The 16,852-nt window shown below is 49.6% G+C and carries 13 protein-coding genes and 1 pseudogene; 1 reads left to right on the forward strand and 13 read right to left on the reverse strand.

Going from position 1 to position 16,852, the window contains the following annotated elements; translation table 11 throughout:
- The 4 genes and pseudogenes from BLR65_RS21855 to uvrA form a co-directional block, all read right to left on the reverse strand.
- Positions 1 to 279 (reverse strand): IS110 family transposase (locus tag BLR65_RS21855; RefSeq protein WP_143122630.1); only part of this gene is annotated, 279 nt, incomplete at its 3' end.
- A gap of 365 nt (positions 280 to 644) precedes the next feature.
- Positions 645 to 728: pseudogene (locus BLR65_RS29210) on the reverse strand (rubredoxin); the annotation flags it as partial.
- 23 nt (positions 729 to 751) lie between these two features.
- The gene (gene uvrC / locus BLR65_RS21870) at positions 752 to 2,545 is read right to left on the reverse strand and encodes an excinuclease ABC subunit UvrC (RefSeq protein WP_342741404.1); all 1,794 of its coding nucleotides are present in this window, start codon (positions 2,543 to 2,545) and stop codon (positions 752 to 754) included.
- A gap of 39 nt (positions 2,546 to 2,584) precedes the next feature.
- Positions 2,585 to 5,419: an excinuclease ABC subunit UvrA gene (uvrA, locus tag BLR65_RS21875; RefSeq protein WP_093796297.1), complete on the reverse strand. Its 2,835-nt coding sequence runs from the start codon at positions 5,417 to 5,419 to the stop codon at positions 2,585 to 2,587.
- Between the two features lie 179 nt (positions 5,420 to 5,598).
- Here uvrA and BLR65_RS21880 point away from each other — a divergent pair, with 179 nt between their 5' ends.
- Positions 5,599 to 6,060, forward strand: a complete 462-nt coding sequence (locus tag BLR65_RS21880; protein ID WP_093796298.1) for a hypothetical protein — start codon at positions 5,599 to 5,601, stop codon at positions 6,058 to 6,060.
- Between the two features lie 111 nt (positions 6,061 to 6,171).
- Here the strand turns inward: BLR65_RS21880 and uvrB are convergent, their stop codons facing one another.
- The 9 genes from uvrB to BLR65_RS21925 all read right to left on the reverse strand — a co-directional run bounded on the left by uvrB (position 6,172) and on the right by BLR65_RS21925 (position 16,720).
- On the reverse strand, positions 6,172 to 8,262 hold the full coding sequence (gene uvrB / locus BLR65_RS21885) for an excinuclease ABC subunit UvrB (RefSeq protein ID WP_093796299.1): 2,091 nt from the start codon (positions 8,260 to 8,262) through the stop codon (positions 6,172 to 6,174).
- A 14-nt stretch (positions 8,263 to 8,276) separates the two neighbouring features.
- The gene (locus BLR65_RS21890) at positions 8,277 to 9,515 is read right to left on the reverse strand and encodes a trypsin (RefSeq protein WP_093796300.1); all 1,239 of its coding nucleotides are present in this window, start codon (positions 9,513 to 9,515) and stop codon (positions 8,277 to 8,279) included.
- 67 nt (positions 9,516 to 9,582) lie between these two features.
- A complete protein-coding gene (locus BLR65_RS21895; protein ID WP_093796301.1) occupies positions 9,583 to 10,722 on the reverse strand; it encodes a S41 family peptidase in 1,140 nt (379 codons plus the stop codon).
- A 98-nt stretch (positions 10,723 to 10,820) separates the two neighbouring features.
- Positions 10,821 to 11,960 (reverse strand): murein hydrolase activator EnvC family protein, encoded by a 1,140-nt coding sequence (locus BLR65_RS21900; protein WP_245692978.1) that lies wholly within the window; start codon positions 11,958 to 11,960, stop codon positions 10,821 to 10,823.
- Positions 11,961 to 11,974: 14 nt separating this feature from the next.
- Positions 11,975 to 12,862, reverse strand: a complete 888-nt coding sequence (gene ftsX / locus BLR65_RS21905) for a permease-like cell division protein FtsX (RefSeq protein WP_093796302.1) — start codon at positions 12,860 to 12,862, stop codon at positions 11,975 to 11,977.
- Positions 12,852 to 13,538: a cell division ATP-binding protein FtsE gene (gene ftsE, locus BLR65_RS21910; RefSeq protein ID WP_093796303.1), complete on the reverse strand. Its 687-nt coding sequence runs from the start codon at positions 13,536 to 13,538 to the stop codon at positions 12,852 to 12,854. The genes ftsX and ftsE overlap by 11 nt, the downstream gene beginning before the upstream one ends.
- Before the next feature lie 137 nt (positions 13,539 to 13,675).
- A complete protein-coding gene (locus tag BLR65_RS21915; protein ID WP_093796304.1) occupies positions 13,676 to 14,416 on the reverse strand; it encodes a site-2 protease family protein in 741 nt (246 codons plus the stop codon).
- A 250-nt stretch (positions 14,417 to 14,666) separates the two neighbouring features.
- Positions 14,667 to 15,608 carry a transketolase family protein gene (locus BLR65_RS21920; protein WP_093796305.1) on the reverse strand — a complete coding sequence of 314 codons (942 nt, stop codon included), beginning with the start codon at positions 15,606 to 15,608 and terminating at the stop codon, positions 14,667 to 14,669.
- Positions 15,609 to 15,883: 275 nt separating this feature from the next.
- A complete protein-coding gene (locus BLR65_RS21925) occupies positions 15,884 to 16,720 on the reverse strand; it encodes a transketolase (RefSeq protein WP_093796306.1) in 837 nt (278 codons plus the stop codon).
- Positions 16,721 to 16,852: the final 132 nt, after the last annotated feature.

The raw sequence follows: 16,852 nt of genomic DNA on the forward strand, positions 1-16,852 counted from the left end.
CATATGATGGGCATTGACTACAAGTAGGGATTGATAGTTACTGTGGAATTCTTCAATTGCTTCATATACTGGCCGCCAATACACACCCGTGCTTTCCATGGCAATATGATTACAATCGTGGCGAACTAACCATTGAACCAATTCTTGTAAATCCTGTTGCATTGTCTTAAATTCAGCACGAATCACTTCTGGATTATCTGTTAGGCCCTTTAGTATACATACTTGCAGACTATCTCGATGTACATCAATTCCACAGCAACATTCCAAAAGGGCTTCCATCTAAATCACTCCTACTATTTTAAGTGCAGGAAGATTGTCTGATAGAAAAAAGTTTATTGTACGCTGTTTAACAGCAGTTCTCTGTACTCAAAGACAACCCGATCATGTTCTCAAAGCGGAGTAATCTCCAAACCGTCCCTCGATCTTATCCTGCTTCTTCGAGTATAGCATAATTATCGTTATTTTCATCAGCTCTGCTGTGTCAATTATTGTCATGGCTGTTCCCTGACTCATGTTAAATCTGCCAGGTAACAAGGAACCTTTCCGCTGCGTTATTAACCCCTTAACAGGCAAGTTGAGAACCGTCCCTGCTTGCTATGGTCAACTAAAAAATCGCGCACAAAACGCGATTTTTTTATTCCCTTTTATAGTTTTTCAAACTGATCTTTACCAACACCGCAAATAGGACATTGCCAATCCTTCGGCAAATCCGCAAAGGCCGTTCCCGGCTTGACGCCATGGTCCTATAGGATTACAAGTTTTTATTACGAAAAAAATTATACACAGCCTCAGCCGCCGGCAGCGTCATGCCCTCAACCTTGGCAAGTTCCGCCACTTCAGCCGCCTTGATTTTCGCCAAACTGCCAAAATGATGCCAGAGCGCCTGACGGCGTTTGGCGCCAATACCCGGAATATGATCCAGCACCGATACCAGATTGCGCTTGGAGCGCAGTTTGCGGTGATAGGTTATGGCGAAGCGGTGCGCCTCATCCCGGATGCGCTGCACCAGATAGAGAGACTGGGAGTGGCGTGGCAGGATCAGCGGTTCGCTGATTCCTTCTTTAAATATATGCTCAAATTCTTTAGCTAGGCCCACTACCATGACCGCCTGCAGGCCGGCGGCGCGGATAACCGGCAGAGCGGCGTTAAGCTGGCCTTTGCCCCCGTCAATGATGATCAGGTCAGGAACCGGCCCTTTCGCTAAGGCGTCACGATAACGCCGTCCCACAACTTCCTGCATGGACTTAAAATCATCAGGTTTGCCTTCCACCGTTTTCAGCTTGTAGCGGCGATATTCATTTTTATTGGGTTGGCCGCCCTCAAATACCACCATTGACGCCACTGTCTCCGACCCCTGGATATGCGAAATGTCAAAGCATTCAATCCGTTCCGGGGGAACCGTCAGCCCCAAATGCTGCCCCAGTTCGGCCGCCGCCCCGGCTGTCTTCTCTTGATCGGCAGCCAGTCGCGCAGCCTGCTCCTGTAATACAATGGCCGCATTGCCTGCCGCCATGTTAACCAAATCTTTCTTGGTGCCGCGTTTAGGCGTTTCCACCTGCACCCGCCCGCCCTTGCTGCCGCTCAGCCATTCGGCCAGCAGCTGCTGTTCCTCAAGCGCCAGCGGCAGCAGGATTTCACGGGGAATAAAGGCTGCCTGACTGTAGTACTGCTTAATGAAAGCTGTCAGCATGTTCTGATCGGTTTCATCTTCACCGCCTGACAACATAAAATGGTCACGTCCCACCATTTTGCCGCTGCGGATGAAAAATACCTGGGCACAAGTGCCGGCGGCCGAACGGGCCAAGCCGATGGCATCCTGGTCACCACTGCCGGTCACAATGTTTTGCTTTTCGATAATCTTTTCCACGGCCGTTAGCTGATCACGCAAACGGGCCGCCTGCTCAAACTCCAGGGCTTCCGCCGCCTCAGCCATAAGCCGTCTGAGGTTTTTGACCACCGTGTCACTGCGTCCCTCCAGAAACAGTTCCACTGCCTTAATCATTTCCCGATAGGCATCCTGATCCACCTTGCCGGAACAGGGCGCCAGGCAGCGTTTAATATGATGTTCCAAGCAAGGCCGCTTGGCGTCAAGGCGGCGGCAGGAACGCAGCGGGAATAACGTTTTGAGCAGCCGCAAGGTTTCATGCACGGCCCCGGCGCTGGTATAGGGGCCAAAGTACCTAGCACCGTCTTTAACCACTTTACGGGTGGCATATACCCGGGGATATTCTTCGGCTGTTACTTTGATATAAGGATAGGTTTTGTCATCCCGCAGGCTGATATTATACTTAGGGCGATGTTTTTTGATCAGATTGCATTCCAGAATCAGTGCTTCTATCTCTGATGCGGTAATAATGTATTCCAGATCGGCGATACGCGCCACCATCGCCAACACCTTGGGGGAATGGTTGCGGCTGGACTGAAAGTAAGAGCGTACCCTGTTTTTTAAATTAATGGCTTTGCCGACATAAATAATCCGGCCTTTGTCGTCTTTCATCAGGTAAACGCCCGGCTTATCCGGCAAAAGCGCCAGCTTTTCTTCCACTATGGAAGCTACAACAGCAATGACCGTACACCTCCTTTGCTATTGCCGCGGACCACGGGCCAACACAGGCGCCAAAAATTGACCGGTATAAGACACCGGCACGGCCGCCACTTGTTCCGGCGTACCCTGGGCCACAATCGTCCCGCCCCGTTTGCCGCCTTCCGGACCAAGATCGATCAAATAATCCGCCGTTTTTATCACATCCAGATTATGTTCAATCACCACCACCGTATCTCCGCCGTCAACCAGCCGCTGCAGCACCATGAGTAAGCGGTGAATATCGGCCGTGTGCAGCCCGGTAGTCGGTTCATCCAGGATATATAAGGTTTTGCCGGTGCTGCGGCGTGCCAGTTCGGTTGCCAGCTTAATCCGCTGGGCCTCACCGCCCGACAGTTGGGTAGCCGGCTGACCCAATTTAATATACCCCAGACCGACATCCTGCAAGACCTGCAGTTTCCGGTGAATCTTGGGGATATTCTGAAAGAATTCCACCGCCTCGTCAACCACCATATTAAGGACATCGGCAATACTCTTGCCTTTATAACGGACCTCCAGCGTTTCCCGGTTATATCTGGCGCCTTTGCATACCTCGCAGGGCACATACACATCCGGCAAAAAATGCATTTCAATCTTAATAATTCCGTCGCCCTTGCAAGCTTCGCAGCGGCCGCCTTTAACGTTAAAACTAAAGCGTCCCGGGCGATAGCCGCGCATTTTGGCTTCAGGCGTCTGGCTGAAAACTTCGCGAATATTATCAAAAAGGCTTGTATAGGTAGCAGGATTGGAGCGCGGCGTGCGGCCAATCGGCGACTGGTCAATATCGATAATTTTATCAATATATTCCAAGCCGCGAATTGCCTGATGTTCCCCCGGACGGGCATGGCTGCCGCGATACAGTTGACTGGCCAGCCCTTTGTACAGGATTTCATTAACCAGCGTGCTCTTGCCGGAGCCTGATACCCCGGTAACAGCCGTGAATACCCCCAGCGGGAAACGGGCGTTAACCTTTTTAAGATTATTTTCCTTAGCCCCAATGACTTCCAGCCACTTGCCATTAGGCTGCCGGCGCACGGCCGGTACCGGTATGGCTTTACGACCGCTCAAATATTGACCGGTAATCGAAGCTTCGCAAGCCTTGATTTCCTCTACAGTTCCCTGGGCGACGACCATGCCGCCGTCAGCCCCGGCCGCCGGTCCGATATCGATAATATGATCAGCCGCATACATCGTATCCTCATCATGTTCCACGACCAGCAGCGTGTTGCCTAAGTTTCTCATTTGTTTCAAAGTAGCAAGCAGCCTGTTATTATCCCGTTGGTGAAGACCGATACTGGGCTCGTCCAGAATATAGAGCACCCCAACCAGGCCGGATCCGATCTGGGTGGCCAGCCTGATCCGCTGGGCCTCGCCGCCGGAAAGGGTACCGGCGGCCCGGTCAAGTGTCAGATAATCCAGACCGACATTCAGTAAAAATCCCAGTCTGGCGTTAATTTCCTTTAAAATTTGGCGGGCAATCACCGTTTCCCGTTCAGTGAGTTGCAAATGACTAAAGAATTCTTTGGACTCAGCCACTGTCATCTTAGTAACTTCATTAATATTCTTGCCGCCAACCTTTACGGCAAGCGCTTCGGGTTTAAGCCTGGCCCCCTTGCACGCCGGGCAGGGCTTGGAGCTCATATATTCTTCGATTTCCTCCCGCGCCCAGTCTGAGGTCGACTCACGGTGCCTGCGGGTAAGTAGCGGCACAACTCCCTCAAAGTTGGAGTGATAGGTCTTGGTCTCGCCATACATGTTTTCGTACCGGAAAGTAAATTTATCCTGACCGGCTCCATAAAGAATAAGCTCCTTAAGATTGTCAGGCATCTTCTCCCAGGTATCATAAAGCGTATGGCCATACTGCTCCAGCACAGCCTCCAGCTGGCACATAAAATAAGAGTTTGTGCTTTTGCTGAGCGGCGCAATTACACCGTCGATAAATGACTTGCCTGGGTCGGGAATAACCAGCGCCGGGTCAATCTCCAGATTGTTGCCCAGCCCGGTACATTCCGGACAAGCGCCAAAAGGGCTGTTAAAAGAAAACATGCGGGGGGCAATCTCCGGCAGGCTGATACCGCAGTCCACACAGGCGAAATTCTGACTAAAAATCAGTTCCTTGCTGCCGCCGACATCCACGGTAACAATACCGCCACCCAATTTCAGGGAGGTTTCCAGCGAATCGGCCAACCGGCTGTCTACGCCCTCACGCACAATAATCCGGTCAACAACTACTTCAATGGTATGCTTCTTATTTTTTTCCAGCTTAATTTCATCGGCAATATCATAAATTTCGCCATCCACTCGCACCCGGACATAGCCATTTTTCCGGATGTCCTCCAGAATTTTTTGATGCTCGCCTTTTTTACCGCGCACCACGGGTGCCATCAGGCTCAGCCTGGAGCCCTCGCCCAAGGCCAGCAGCTGGTCAACCATCTGCTCAACCGTCTGCTGGCTGATGGGCTTACCGCATTTGGGGCAATAGGGCCGCCCCGCCCGGGCAAACAACAGGCGCAGATAATCGTACACCTCGGTCACGGTCCCCACTGTCGAACGCGGATTGCGGCTGGTGGTCTTCTGGTCAATAGATATGGCCGGCGACAAACCCTCAATATAGTCGACATCCGGTTTGTCCATTTGCCCCAGAAACTGGCGGGCATAAGCCGAGAGCGACTCCACATAGCGGCGCTGCCCCTCGGCATAAATGGTGTCAAACGCCAATGAAGATTTGCCCGAACCACTGAGGCCGGTAATAACCACAAGCTTATCGCGCGGAATGGTTATATCTATGTTTTTTAAATTATGTTGTCTGGCACCTTTAATGATAATTTGATCTGGCATCTTTCGGTTCCCCTTTTAGACTACTATATATTAATTGATACTAATTATCTAACTTATATATTATAGCAGTATTCTGCTGATAATGATAGCCGTCTGTAACAGCAAAATATACTTGTCTTACCCGGCGGCAACAGGTACAATAATGAATAGAACTATTTATTGGCATCATGGAGGATAGTATGAGCGAAGAACGCTTTGACAGACTGGAAAAAATGCTGATCCAACACCAAAACCAGCTGAATCAAATGCAGACCATGATGGAGCAGCTTATTAAAATGGTGGGTCACAATAATGCGGTCACAGAAGAACTCTGTGAGCGCGTGGATAAACTGGAAACCAGGTTCGATAATCTGGAAACTAGGTTCGATAAACTGGAAACTAGGTTCGATAATCTGGAAACCAGGTTCGATAATCTGGAAACCAGGTTCGATAATCTGGAAGCCAGATTCGATAACCTGGAAACTAGGCTTGATAACCATGAACTGCAAACTCAGGCCGGTTTTCAAGGACTTACCGCTATGGTTAACTTGCTTGGTGAAAAGTTGGATGCCATACCCCGCCTGGAAGCCAAGCTGGATATCCTTAATAACCGCCTCCTGGAGACAGAAACTGATGTTCGCCTGCTCAAAAAAGCACTATAAATTTTCTGCAATCTATACAACATGCTAAAGTGTCTTGCAGACAGATGGCGTATTAACCAAAATACTATTTCACCAAAAATCACCCGGTTCTATCCGTTCCGGATGATTTTTTTATTGGCTTTTCTTGCCTCTTGACCGTTTGGCCGGTTTACTGCCGCCCGCTTTGGCCTTTACCGAACCGGCCCCGGCTTTCTGCCTGAGTTCAATGACCATATCCCGCAGTTCGGCGGCCCGCTCAAACTCCAGCTGTTTGGAAGCCAGCCGCATTTCTTTTTCCAGATTATCAGCCAGTTCCAGCATATCTTCGCGCTTCATATCGCCAATACGGTCAGCTTTGTAAGCAGCCGGGGCCTCCGCCACCTTAGTGGTCTCAATCAGTTCTTTAACCCGTTTTTCGATAGTTTTCGGGGTTATGCCATGTTCTTTATTATAAGCCACCTGAATTTCCCGGCGGCGCTCAGTCTCGCTAATTGCCCGGCGCATCGAATCGGTAATATTGTCGGCATACATGATAACCTTGCCATGGGCATTACGGGCTGCCCGGCCAATTGTCTGAATCAATGACGTCTCCGAACGAAGAAAGCCTTCTTTATCGGCGTCGAGAATGGTCACAAGCGATACTTCCGGCATATCCAGACCTTCCCGCAGCAAGTTAATACCGACTAAAACATCATGTACCCCGGAGCGCAAATCGCGAATAATCTCAACCCGCTCAATGGTTGCTATATCGGAATGAAGATAATTCACCTTAATTCCCATGTTTTTCAGATATTCTGTCAGATTCTCCGCCATTTTCTTGGTAAGCGTGGTGACTAGCACCCGTTCATTGGCAGCCGTGCGCAGCCTGATTTCGTCAAGCAAATCATCCATTTGGCCCTTGATCGGCCGTACCTCGATTTCAGGGTCAACAAGACCGGTAGGGCGAATGATCTGCTGCGTAACCTGCTGGCCCGCCTTCTTCAGTTCATAAACGGCCGGTGTTGCCGAAACGTAGACAATCTGATTGATTCTGGCAGTAAATTCATCAAAAGTCAGCGGCCGGTTATCAAAGGCCGAAGGCAGCCGGAAACCGTTTGTCACCAGCGATTCCTTGCGGGACCGGTCACCGGCATACATGGCTCTAATCTGCGGTAAGGTAACATGAGATTCGTCAATAACAATCAGAAAATCCTCCGGAAAATAATCGACCAGCGTATAGGGCGCCTCACCCGCCTGCCGTTTCGTTAGATGCCGGGAATAATTTTCGATTCCGGAACAATACCCCATCTCCTGCAGCATTTCCAGATCATAGCGGGTGCGCTGTTCCAGCCGCTGAGCTTCCAACAGCTTATTGTTGGCTTTCAGATAAGCCAACTGCTCCTCTAACTCGGTTTCAATATCCTGCACCGCCCGCAGCATATTTTCCCGGGAAGTAACATAGTGAGAGGCCGGATAAACGGCAATATGCTTACGTTCCGCCAGAATTTCACCTGTCAGGGTGTCGATCTCCAGAATTCGTTCAATTTCGTCGCCAAACAACTCGACCCGCAAAGCCTTTTCCCCATAAGCTGCCGGAAATATCTCAACAATGTCGCCCCGTACCCGGAAAGTCCCCCGGGTAAAGTTATAATCGTTGCGTTCATATTGAATTTCTACCAGCTTGCGCAGAATATCATCCCGGTCTTTGGTCTGGCCCTGCCTTAACGATAAGACTAACCCCCGGTATTCATCCGGAGAGCCCAAACCATAAATGCAGGACACACTGGCTACGATAATGACATCCCGCCGTTCAAACAGCGAGCTGGTAGCCGAGTGGCGCAGCTTATCAATTTCATCATTAATCGAAGCGTCTTTCTCAATATAGGTATCTGTTTGCGCAATATAAGCTTCCGGCTGGTAATAATCATAATAACTGACAAAATACTCAACCGCATTATTGGGGAAAAACTCTTTAAACTCGCTGGCTAATTGCGCAGCAAGTGTTTTGTTGTGAGCAATGACCAAGGTTGGCTTTTGCACAGCTTCAATGACTTTCGCCACAGTAAAAGTTTTACCTGTGCCGGTAGCTCCCAAAAGGACCTGCGCCGCATCACCCTGTGTAATTCCTGCCGCTAGTTGGGCAATAGCCGCCGGCTGGTCGCCTGTAGGCACAAACGGCGCTTCCACTTTAAAAGGAATGCCTCCGTCCTGGTGAACCGTATTCAGTTTGGGTACAGTAGCCATTATTATCACCTAACTTATCTTTTAAACTTATCTTTCAGCCAGTCGATTAATCCGTATCGATTGGTCACCATTTCAACATAAAAAGACTCATTGCCGTCCGGAACTAAAATAACGCCCAGACGCCGCTCACCCTGCTTGAATTTACAATCCTTGTGAACGACCTTTCCCGCCCGTTCGAAAACAAGGCTAAACGCTGCCGGCGCCTGACTAATGGCTGCCGCTAAATCAAAACGGCTGTTTACCGGCAATCCGGCCAGATTGATCATAATATCGCCTGGCTTAAGAAGCTTAGCCGCCGGCGTATCGACAACCGTGTCAAGTACCATCAGCCCGTAAGGCGGCGGCACAAACCGGGGCGGTGCACCCATTTCGCGGCGATTATCCCACTGGATGAGAAACTCATGGCCCAGCGGCGACAGTATGGCGGCTATAGCCTGCAGCCATACATACTTGGCAGATAAAAGCGCCAGCGCCAGCAGCAGCAAGCTGTAACCCGCCAGATGCAGGGCTGACTGCCACCGCCGCTGCCGCGGCAGACTGGCTATTGCCATGTCGGTGTAGCCGAGAGCCGCTACCACCGGCAGCATAACATAAATCAAACTCGTACCGGGCGGCGTTTCCAGGGATACGTTCAGCAGCGGCCACCAAGCCGGCATATTGATTGTTCCCCCGCTTGCCGAACCAGAAGGTACTGTCACGGCCGCCAAAATAACCAGCGGCAGCGGCCAAAAATTCTGCAGACTGAAAGCGCCAACCAACCGTCCGTCCTGCCTCTTGATGATCATGGGCATAGCGCTGTAGCCGCCACTGACGGCGATTAACAAACTTTCGGTAACATGCAGCACAGCTACCAAAGACAGCACCTGCGGCACATTAACCTCCGGCCAGCCAAAAAGTACATTGGCCAAGGCAACCACCCCGCCGGCATAGGCAAAACATAGAAACCGCATATTGATCAGCATGAGTGCCAACGCCACCGGCCAAATATAGCTTAGGCCAAGCTGGTTTAAGGTAACGCCAACAAGCGTCAATAAAAAACTACCGGTAATGCCGCCAATAAGGCCAAATGCACCGGCTGACAGGATTTGCTGCGATAACGTGTAGTTATACACGCCAAACATTCTGTGCTGACTTTTTTGCATCTGCCAGTATTGATAGCCGACCAGTGCCAAAACAATCCAAAAATTAACATCGAATACTACGTCCAAAGCGCCGCGAATAATCAATATGCTGATTTCAGCCCATGGGAACAACTTGTCCTCACCTCAATGCAGATAAAGGTTGGTTTATAAATTATAAACCAACCTTCAACTTTAGTCATTACTGCATTTTACTCTTTAAGACCTCAACGGCCTTATCAAGCTGCACATCCCGGTTCCTGTTTTCCGGCAATTCTACTTTAATATCGGGTTCTATGCCGACACCGTTAATGGCTCTGTCATTTGGTGTCAGATACTTGGCAATCGTTAATTTTATGGCTGATCCGTCATCCAAGCGAATAACCGTCTGCACCGAACCTTTGCCGTAGGTCTTGGTGCCAATCAAAATGCCCGAACCGGTGTCTTGCGCCGCCCCGGCTACGATCTCGGAGGCACTGGCGCTGCCGCCGTTAACCAAAATCGCTACCGGATATTTTGTGGTTTCCAGGTTGGAAGAATGGGTTTCCCGCCGACCGTCACGCGTAACAATCGAAACCACCGGCCCTTTAGGCACAAACTGACCGGCCACTTTAACGCACTCGTCAACAAGCCCGCCCGGATTGTCGCGCAGATCAAGCACCAGGGATTTTAGGCCTTGCTTTTCTAATTCCTGCAGTTTTTGAACAAAATCATTGCCTGTATTCTCATTGAACATGGATATGCGAATATAGCCCATGTTATTATCAAGCATCTTACCGGCCACAGTCTTGATTTGAATATTGGACCTGGTCAGAGTATAATCCTGCACTTCCTGATCACGCATAATGGTCAAGACGACTTTGCTGCCTTCCGGCCCGCGAATCTTATTGACAGCTTCATCCAGGGCCAGTTCTTTGGTATCCTGACCGTCAATTTTAATAATCTGATCACCGCTTTTAATGCCGGCTTGTTCGCCGGGTGTCCCCTCAATCGGAGCAATAACGGTAAGTTGTTTATCCTTGGTTCCAATGACAATACCAACACCGCCAAAAGAGCCTTCGGTCTCAATCATAAACTGTTTATACATTTTGGCGTCCATATAAAGCGAATGCGGATCATTGAGAGAATTGACCATTCCTTTAATTGATCCGGCCATTAGGGTGTCCACCGGCACATCTTCCACATAGCGTGACTTGACGACCTGCATAGCCCTGAGTACCCTCAGCGTACTGACAATATCGGACGACCAGGCGTTCATCAGATATAAGAACCCGGCCGCTGTTGCCAAAAAGGTCACTAAAACTAAGAGTACGGCGCCAAAAATTATTTTACGGCGACTCAATCAATACACCTCGCAAAAGTCGCGGGTCTAACACCGGACTTATCCCTTTTTCTTCTCATCCTTTTAACTATATGTCAATTTGGCGGTAAATATTCTTATTAAGGCAAATATCCTAACGGACTGACCGGCGTACCATTTTCCCGCACTTCAAAATGCACATGCGGACCGGTGGAATATCCGGTTGAACCAGCGCGGGCAATCGTTTGTCCCTTTTGCACCCGCGCGCCCTCATCTACCAGAAGTTCAGAATTGTGCCCGTATAAGGTTGAAATGCCGTTGCCATGATCAATAATAACGGCCTTGCCATAGCCACCCATCCAGCCGCTGAAAACAACAACCCCACTATCGGCGGCGGCAACCGCATCGCCGTAATCGGCGCCGATGTCAATCCCGCTATGGAACCGGCTAGAGCCGGAAATCGGATGTGTCCGCCAGCCAAACGGCGAAGTAATCGGTCCGGAAACCGGCCACATCATGGCACCGCTGCCGCCTGCCGAACCGGTAGCGCCGCTGCCGCTGGACTGAATCTGCCTAAGCATTCGCTCAATCTGATTGGACGTCTCCATCAGGTCCTTATAGGCCTGCTCGGCGGTATCGCGCTCATTGACGGCTGAATCCAGCACTTTTTTCTGCTCGGTTTTACGGCTCTCCATCTGTGCTTTTTTCGCGGCAGCCTGGGCCTTAAGGTCGTTCAAAGCCGCCTTATCGCGTTCAAGTTCAGCCCGTTTTTGCACTACAAGTTCCCGCTCGGCCTTTACCTGCGCTACAAGGGTCAAATCCTGATTCACAACCCGCTTTAAAAGATCCGCCCGCGTGGCAAAATCGCTAAAATCGGAAGCTCCCAGCAAAACATCCAAATAATTCATCTGCCCGTTTTTATAGATATCACGCATTCTTTTGTTTAAAATTTGACTACGTTCGGCCAGGTTCTTTTCTACTTTGGCCAGTACAACTGTATTGGCTTCAATTTGCTTTTCGGTTGCCGCTATTTGGGACAAAATACCGTTATATTCACCGGTTACCGCATCAAGGTCGCCCTGAATCACCCGCAGTTGCTCCGAGACACTATTCACCTGCTGTTGTGCCTGGGCTGCCTTGTTTTGCTGCATTTCCATCTGCTGCTGAACGCTCTCGAGTTCACGCTGTTTGTCGTCGACATCATCGGCAAGCGCCGTTCCCAGCACGCTGGCAGCCAGTAGACCAACCAAGGCGGTTGATAAAATTCGTTTTCTAAACAAAGCTCTCCCCCCTGTTACACCTTCATAAAACGCTTCAGCGAAATCGTACTGCCTAACGCGCCGATGGCTGTACCCACAACCAGGAGCACAATACTAATATGAGTCAAAAACGGGCTCTTGGGAATCAATGGCAAGAACGCCAGTGATTCGTAGACTTTTTCCGTAATAGTGCTATAGGTCTGACTCAGGATAAGTACGGCGCAGAATGCGCCGCTAAATCCCAGGATCATGCCTTCAATCATAAATGGAAACCGGATAAACCAGTCGGTTGCGCCTACGTATTTCATAATCCCAATTTCCCTGCGCCGGGCAAAAACGGTAATCCGAATGGTATTCGAAATAATAAACAAAGCGGCCAGTGCCAGAAAGACGATCAAAATCAGCCCAAATATCCGAATGGCTTTGGTCAACGCAAACAGTTGTTCAATAACCTCCTGGCCATATTTTGCGTTTTCAATGCCTTTCAACTGACTAATTGACTGAGCTACTTGTTTCACATACTCAGGCTTGTCTACTTTTACTTCGAAGGAATTCGGCAATGGGTTCGTATCCCCCAGCGCCGTTAATAAGCTCTGCTGCTCGCCCAAACGCTCTTTGAATTTAGCCAGGGCCTCTTCTTTATTGGTAAACATGACTTCCGTTACACCGGGCAGCTTGGTGATCCTGGTACCAATTTCCCGCATTTCCCGGTCAGAGAGTCCGTCTTCCATATAAACCGAAATTTGCACCTGCGTCTCCAGGGTAGAGGCAATATGATTAAGATTAAGAACCATGACCAAAAACATGCCCAGGATCAACAAAGACAGCGCGACCGTACTCACCGAGGCAATACTCATCAAACTGTTGCGCCGGAGCGAAGAAAAAGCTTCACGGATAAAATATTCAAATGTCCTAATCTTCATAGCCATATACTCCTCTTTCCTGGTCACGAACAATATAGCCTTTTTCAACTGCGATTACCCGTTTTCGCATGGCATCGACAATGGTTTTATCGTGGGTCGCCATAACAATCGTCGTACCGGCCTTGTTGATGGTATCAAACGCCTTCATAATTTCCCAGGAAGTATCAGGGTCCAGATTGCCGGTAGGCTCATCGGCAATCACTACAGCCGGGTTGTTAACAATGGCCCGGGCAATGGCCACCCGCTGCTGCTCACCGCCTGACAGTTCTGACGGGTACGTGCGGACTTTATGCCGGAGGCCAACCAAATCCAGTACATTATGAACCCGTTTTTGCATCTCCCGGCGGGGCGCTTCAATAACCTGCATGGCAAAAGCCACATTATCATAAACCGTTTTATTGGGCAGCAAACGATAATCCTGAAAAACCATGCCTAATCCCCGCCGCAAATACGGCACCTCATTTGGCTTCATATCAATTACATTTCTGCCATTAACAAAAAGTTTTCCGCTTGTCGGCAATTCTTCGCGGAACACCAGCTTAATGAATGTCGATTTTCCAGCACCACTCGGCCCCACGAGAAAGACAAACTCACCTTTGTGGATCTCTATTGAAACATCTGCCAAGGCAACCGAACCGTTGCCATACACTTTCGACACTTCACTCATGGTAATCAATCGTAGAGTACCTCCATAGTAAATTGCAGTCCAAAACATTAACGGTATTCGACACCGATATGGAAAACCCTCCTTTTTCGGTAACAGCAATCACTTTTCTCCATTTATTTCCATCTCTTTTTGAAGAAAGTTGTCTTTTATTTTAACAGTTCCAGCGTATACAGTGTTGTCACCCCTAATACGCTTAACAACCCAAAATACCACCACGCCACTTGCAGACGCTGGGCCGCAGTCAATTGATAATAACCGTATTCCTGTTCCTCTCCGCCACGCCACAACTCAAATAACGAAAATAGAAAAATAATTAAAACCAGGATGTTATATGTATACACAAACACCGCACCAATAACAAAACTGCCAATCCACCAAATGCGTGGCGAGATGGCAGCGGCGATGCGTTCCCCATCTAAGGGAGCGCAAGGAATGAGATTAAAAATATTTAACAAACAGGCCGTATAAGCAAGCACCAGCATGAGCATGCTGCCACTCCATAAATAAAAAGCCAGGCATATGAGGGCACTGAGCGTCCCGGCCGCCGGTCCGCCAATGGCGATATTGGCCGTCATTTTGGCATTGACCGGGGGGCGGTTTAAGCTAATCACAGCACCAATAAAAGGGATAAACGTAGGGCCTTTGGCCTTTAGTCCGACTATCCGGGAAGCCGCAATATGCCCCAACTCGTGGATCAATAACAATAAAATGAAGCCGACAGCGAACTTAACGCCAAAAGCCAGCGCATATACAGCCAGCGAAACCAGCATCGAGGCAGCCGTAGAAAGAACGCCGCCCACCTGGATCAGCGCCAAAAGTCCGACTATCCCGATGCCGGCCCGGCGCAGAACCCGCCGGCCCAGATTGATCACCCGCCAGTGTCTCACAGCATCCCTCCTTCCCTTTTATGTAATGGATAAAAAAGTAGAAAAAAATTCCGCACATACAACATTCATATGCATGTGCGGAATTTTTTAGTCAAACAGAATTTATAGCAAGCGGGGACGGTTCTCAGCTTGCCTATCAAGGGGTTAAAAACGCAGTGACGAGGTTCTTTGTTGCCTGGCAGTTTTAAATTTTAAAGAATTCGCCTGAGTCAAGGAACCGTCCCTTGACTCACTTGACTCAGGCGGGGCCTTATGAGTTTTTACGGGCAACAGCCTTTTTGACCGCGGCCACAATAGCTTCTTCTGTCAGATTGTATTTTTTCAGCAAATCGTTGGGGGTACCGGATTCACCAAAGGTATCCATAATGCCTACCCTTTCCAGCGGCACCGGCACATTTTCAACAACTACCTCGGCAACGGCACTGCCCAGCCCGCCGATAATGCTATGTTCCTCACACGTTACAATCGCGCCGGTATCGCGGGCGGCGGCGGTAATCGCCTCTTTGTCGATCGGTTTTATGGAGGCCATATCGAGTACCCGGGCACTTATTCCCTGGGAAATAAGCTGTTCGGCCGCGTGCCGTGCCGGCGCCACCATGACGCCGCAGGCGATAATTGTGGCATCGGTTCCATCTGCCAGCAAAGCAGCTTTGCCGATATGGAATTCATAGGCATCGCCAAAAACATCAGGTACTGCTGCCCGTCCCAGCCGGATATATACCGGGCCCTGATAACTGGCTGCAAAATCAATTGCCTGTCTGGTTTCCGCCGCGTCAGCCGGCACAATCACCGTCATATTCGGCAAGGCGCGCATGACAGCAACATCCTCGACCGACTGGTGAGAAGCACCGTCTTCGCCAACGGTTAAACCGGCGTGAGTTGCCGCAATTTTGACATTGAGCTGCGGGTAACAGATGGAATTACGGACTTGTTCAAACGCCCGGCCGGTAGCAAACATGGCAAAAGTCGAAACAAAAGGAATCTTACCGGCGGCAGCCAGACCGGCAGCAACCCCCATCAAATTCTGCTCGGCAATACCGACATTAAAAAAACGGTCAGGATGCGCTTTGGCAAATACATTGGTCTTAGTAGACTTGGACAGGTCAGCATCCAAAACTACAACATTCTTATTGCGGTCGCCTAAATCTTTTAGAGCTAAACCATAGGCTTCACGGGTAGCTAAAGTAGCCATTTAAAATTTGCACCTCTTTCATGGGCGAATGACTCTGAACGCCCATCTGCGTTGTTGCTCCTGCGATCCGTTGCTCAACGTACGCGTGTACGTCTCCGCTACGGTTCTCGTCGCGAGCCGTACAATATGCGGTCAGTCTGTCTGCGACAAACTTAACGCGTTATAAGCAGCATTGTAAAACAGAACGCAGCATCTGGACATTCATAGCCATCCGCGTGTATATTCATGGTTTCTTTTGGGAACGTAAATAGACTCTTTTTATATCGAATCTATAATCACTCACCCGCTAACGCAGCTAAGAATTTTTCACACTCTTCCCGGCTGGGAGCTTTTCCATGCCAATCCACAACATTTTCCATTTGGCAGACGCCTTTGCCTTTAACGGTTTTGGCCACAATCATCGTGGGCTTGTCCTTTACCGTCTTAGCGGTTTGAATAGCATCATAGATAGCCTGATAGTCGTGTCCGTCAATTACCAGGACATTCCAGCCAAACGCCTGCCATTTTTCAGGAATAGGCAGCGGCGACATGACTTCACGAATCGGACCGTCAATCTGCAAGCCGTTAAAATCGACAAAAGCAGTCAGGTTGTCCAATTTATAGTGAGGCGCAAACATAGCGGCTTCCCAAACCTGGCCTTCTTCCAATTCCCCATCGCCTAATAATGCATAAACACGGTAATTGCGGGCATCAAGCTTACCGGCAAGGGCCATGCCGTTGGCAGCACTTAAGCCTTGTCCCAGAGAACCGGTGGACATATCCACGCCGGGAATCTTCTTCATTTCAGGGTGTCCTTGCAGGCGGCTGTTGACCTTGCGCAGTGTCAACAATTCTTCCTTAGGAAAAAATCCTTTTTCCGCCAGCGTAGCGTAAAGTACCGGAGCCGCATGCCCTTTGGACAGAACAAAGCGGTCACGGTCGGCATCCTTCGGGGTTGCCGGGTCTACATTCATTTCAGCAAAATAAAGCACCGTCAAAATATCGGCGGCCGATAAGGAACCACCCGGATGACCCGATTTTGCTTCCGTAACCATGCGCAAAATATTGCCTCTGATGGATTTGGCCCGTTCAGCAAGCTCGGTAAGTTGCTGCGGGGTTAGTTTTTGTGTCATTCTGTAACCTCCTATAGTCCTAATCCTTTATCTATCTACAATGTTTCAGCAAGCTGAAACGAGTCCACTGTAAAAAGTAGCAAGCGGGGACGGTTCTGAACTTGCTATTTACCTTTGCTCTCAAAATCTCAA

The organism is Sporomusa acidovorans (assembly GCF_900101845.1).
Taxonomy (GTDB): Bacteria; Bacillota; Negativicutes; order Sporomusales; family Sporomusaceae; genus Sporomusa; species Sporomusa acidovorans.

Bases quoted from the DNA above. Each gene is read 5' to 3' on its own strand.
- uvrA (WP_093796297.1), bottom strand. From the start codon at position 5,419: ATGCCAGATCAAATTATCATTAAAGGTGCCAGACAACATAATTTAAAA.
- BLR65_RS21880 (WP_093796298.1), top strand. From the start codon at position 5,599: ATGAGCGAAGAACGCTTTGACAGACTGGAAAAAATGCTGATCCAACAC.
- uvrB (WP_093796299.1), bottom strand. From the start codon at position 8,262: ATGGCTACTGTACCCAAACTGAATACGGTTCACCAGGACGGAGGCATT.
- ftsX (WP_093796302.1), bottom strand. From the start codon at position 12,862: ATGAAGATTAGGACATTTGAATATTTTATCCGTGAAGCTTTTTCTTCG.
- BLR65_RS21920 (WP_093796305.1), bottom strand. From the start codon at position 15,608: ATGGCTACTTTAGCTACCCGTGAAGCCTATGGTTTAGCTCTAAAAGAT.
- BLR65_RS21925 (WP_093796306.1), bottom strand. From the start codon at position 16,720: ATGACACAAAAACTAACCCCGCAGCAACTTACCGAGCTTGCTGAACGG.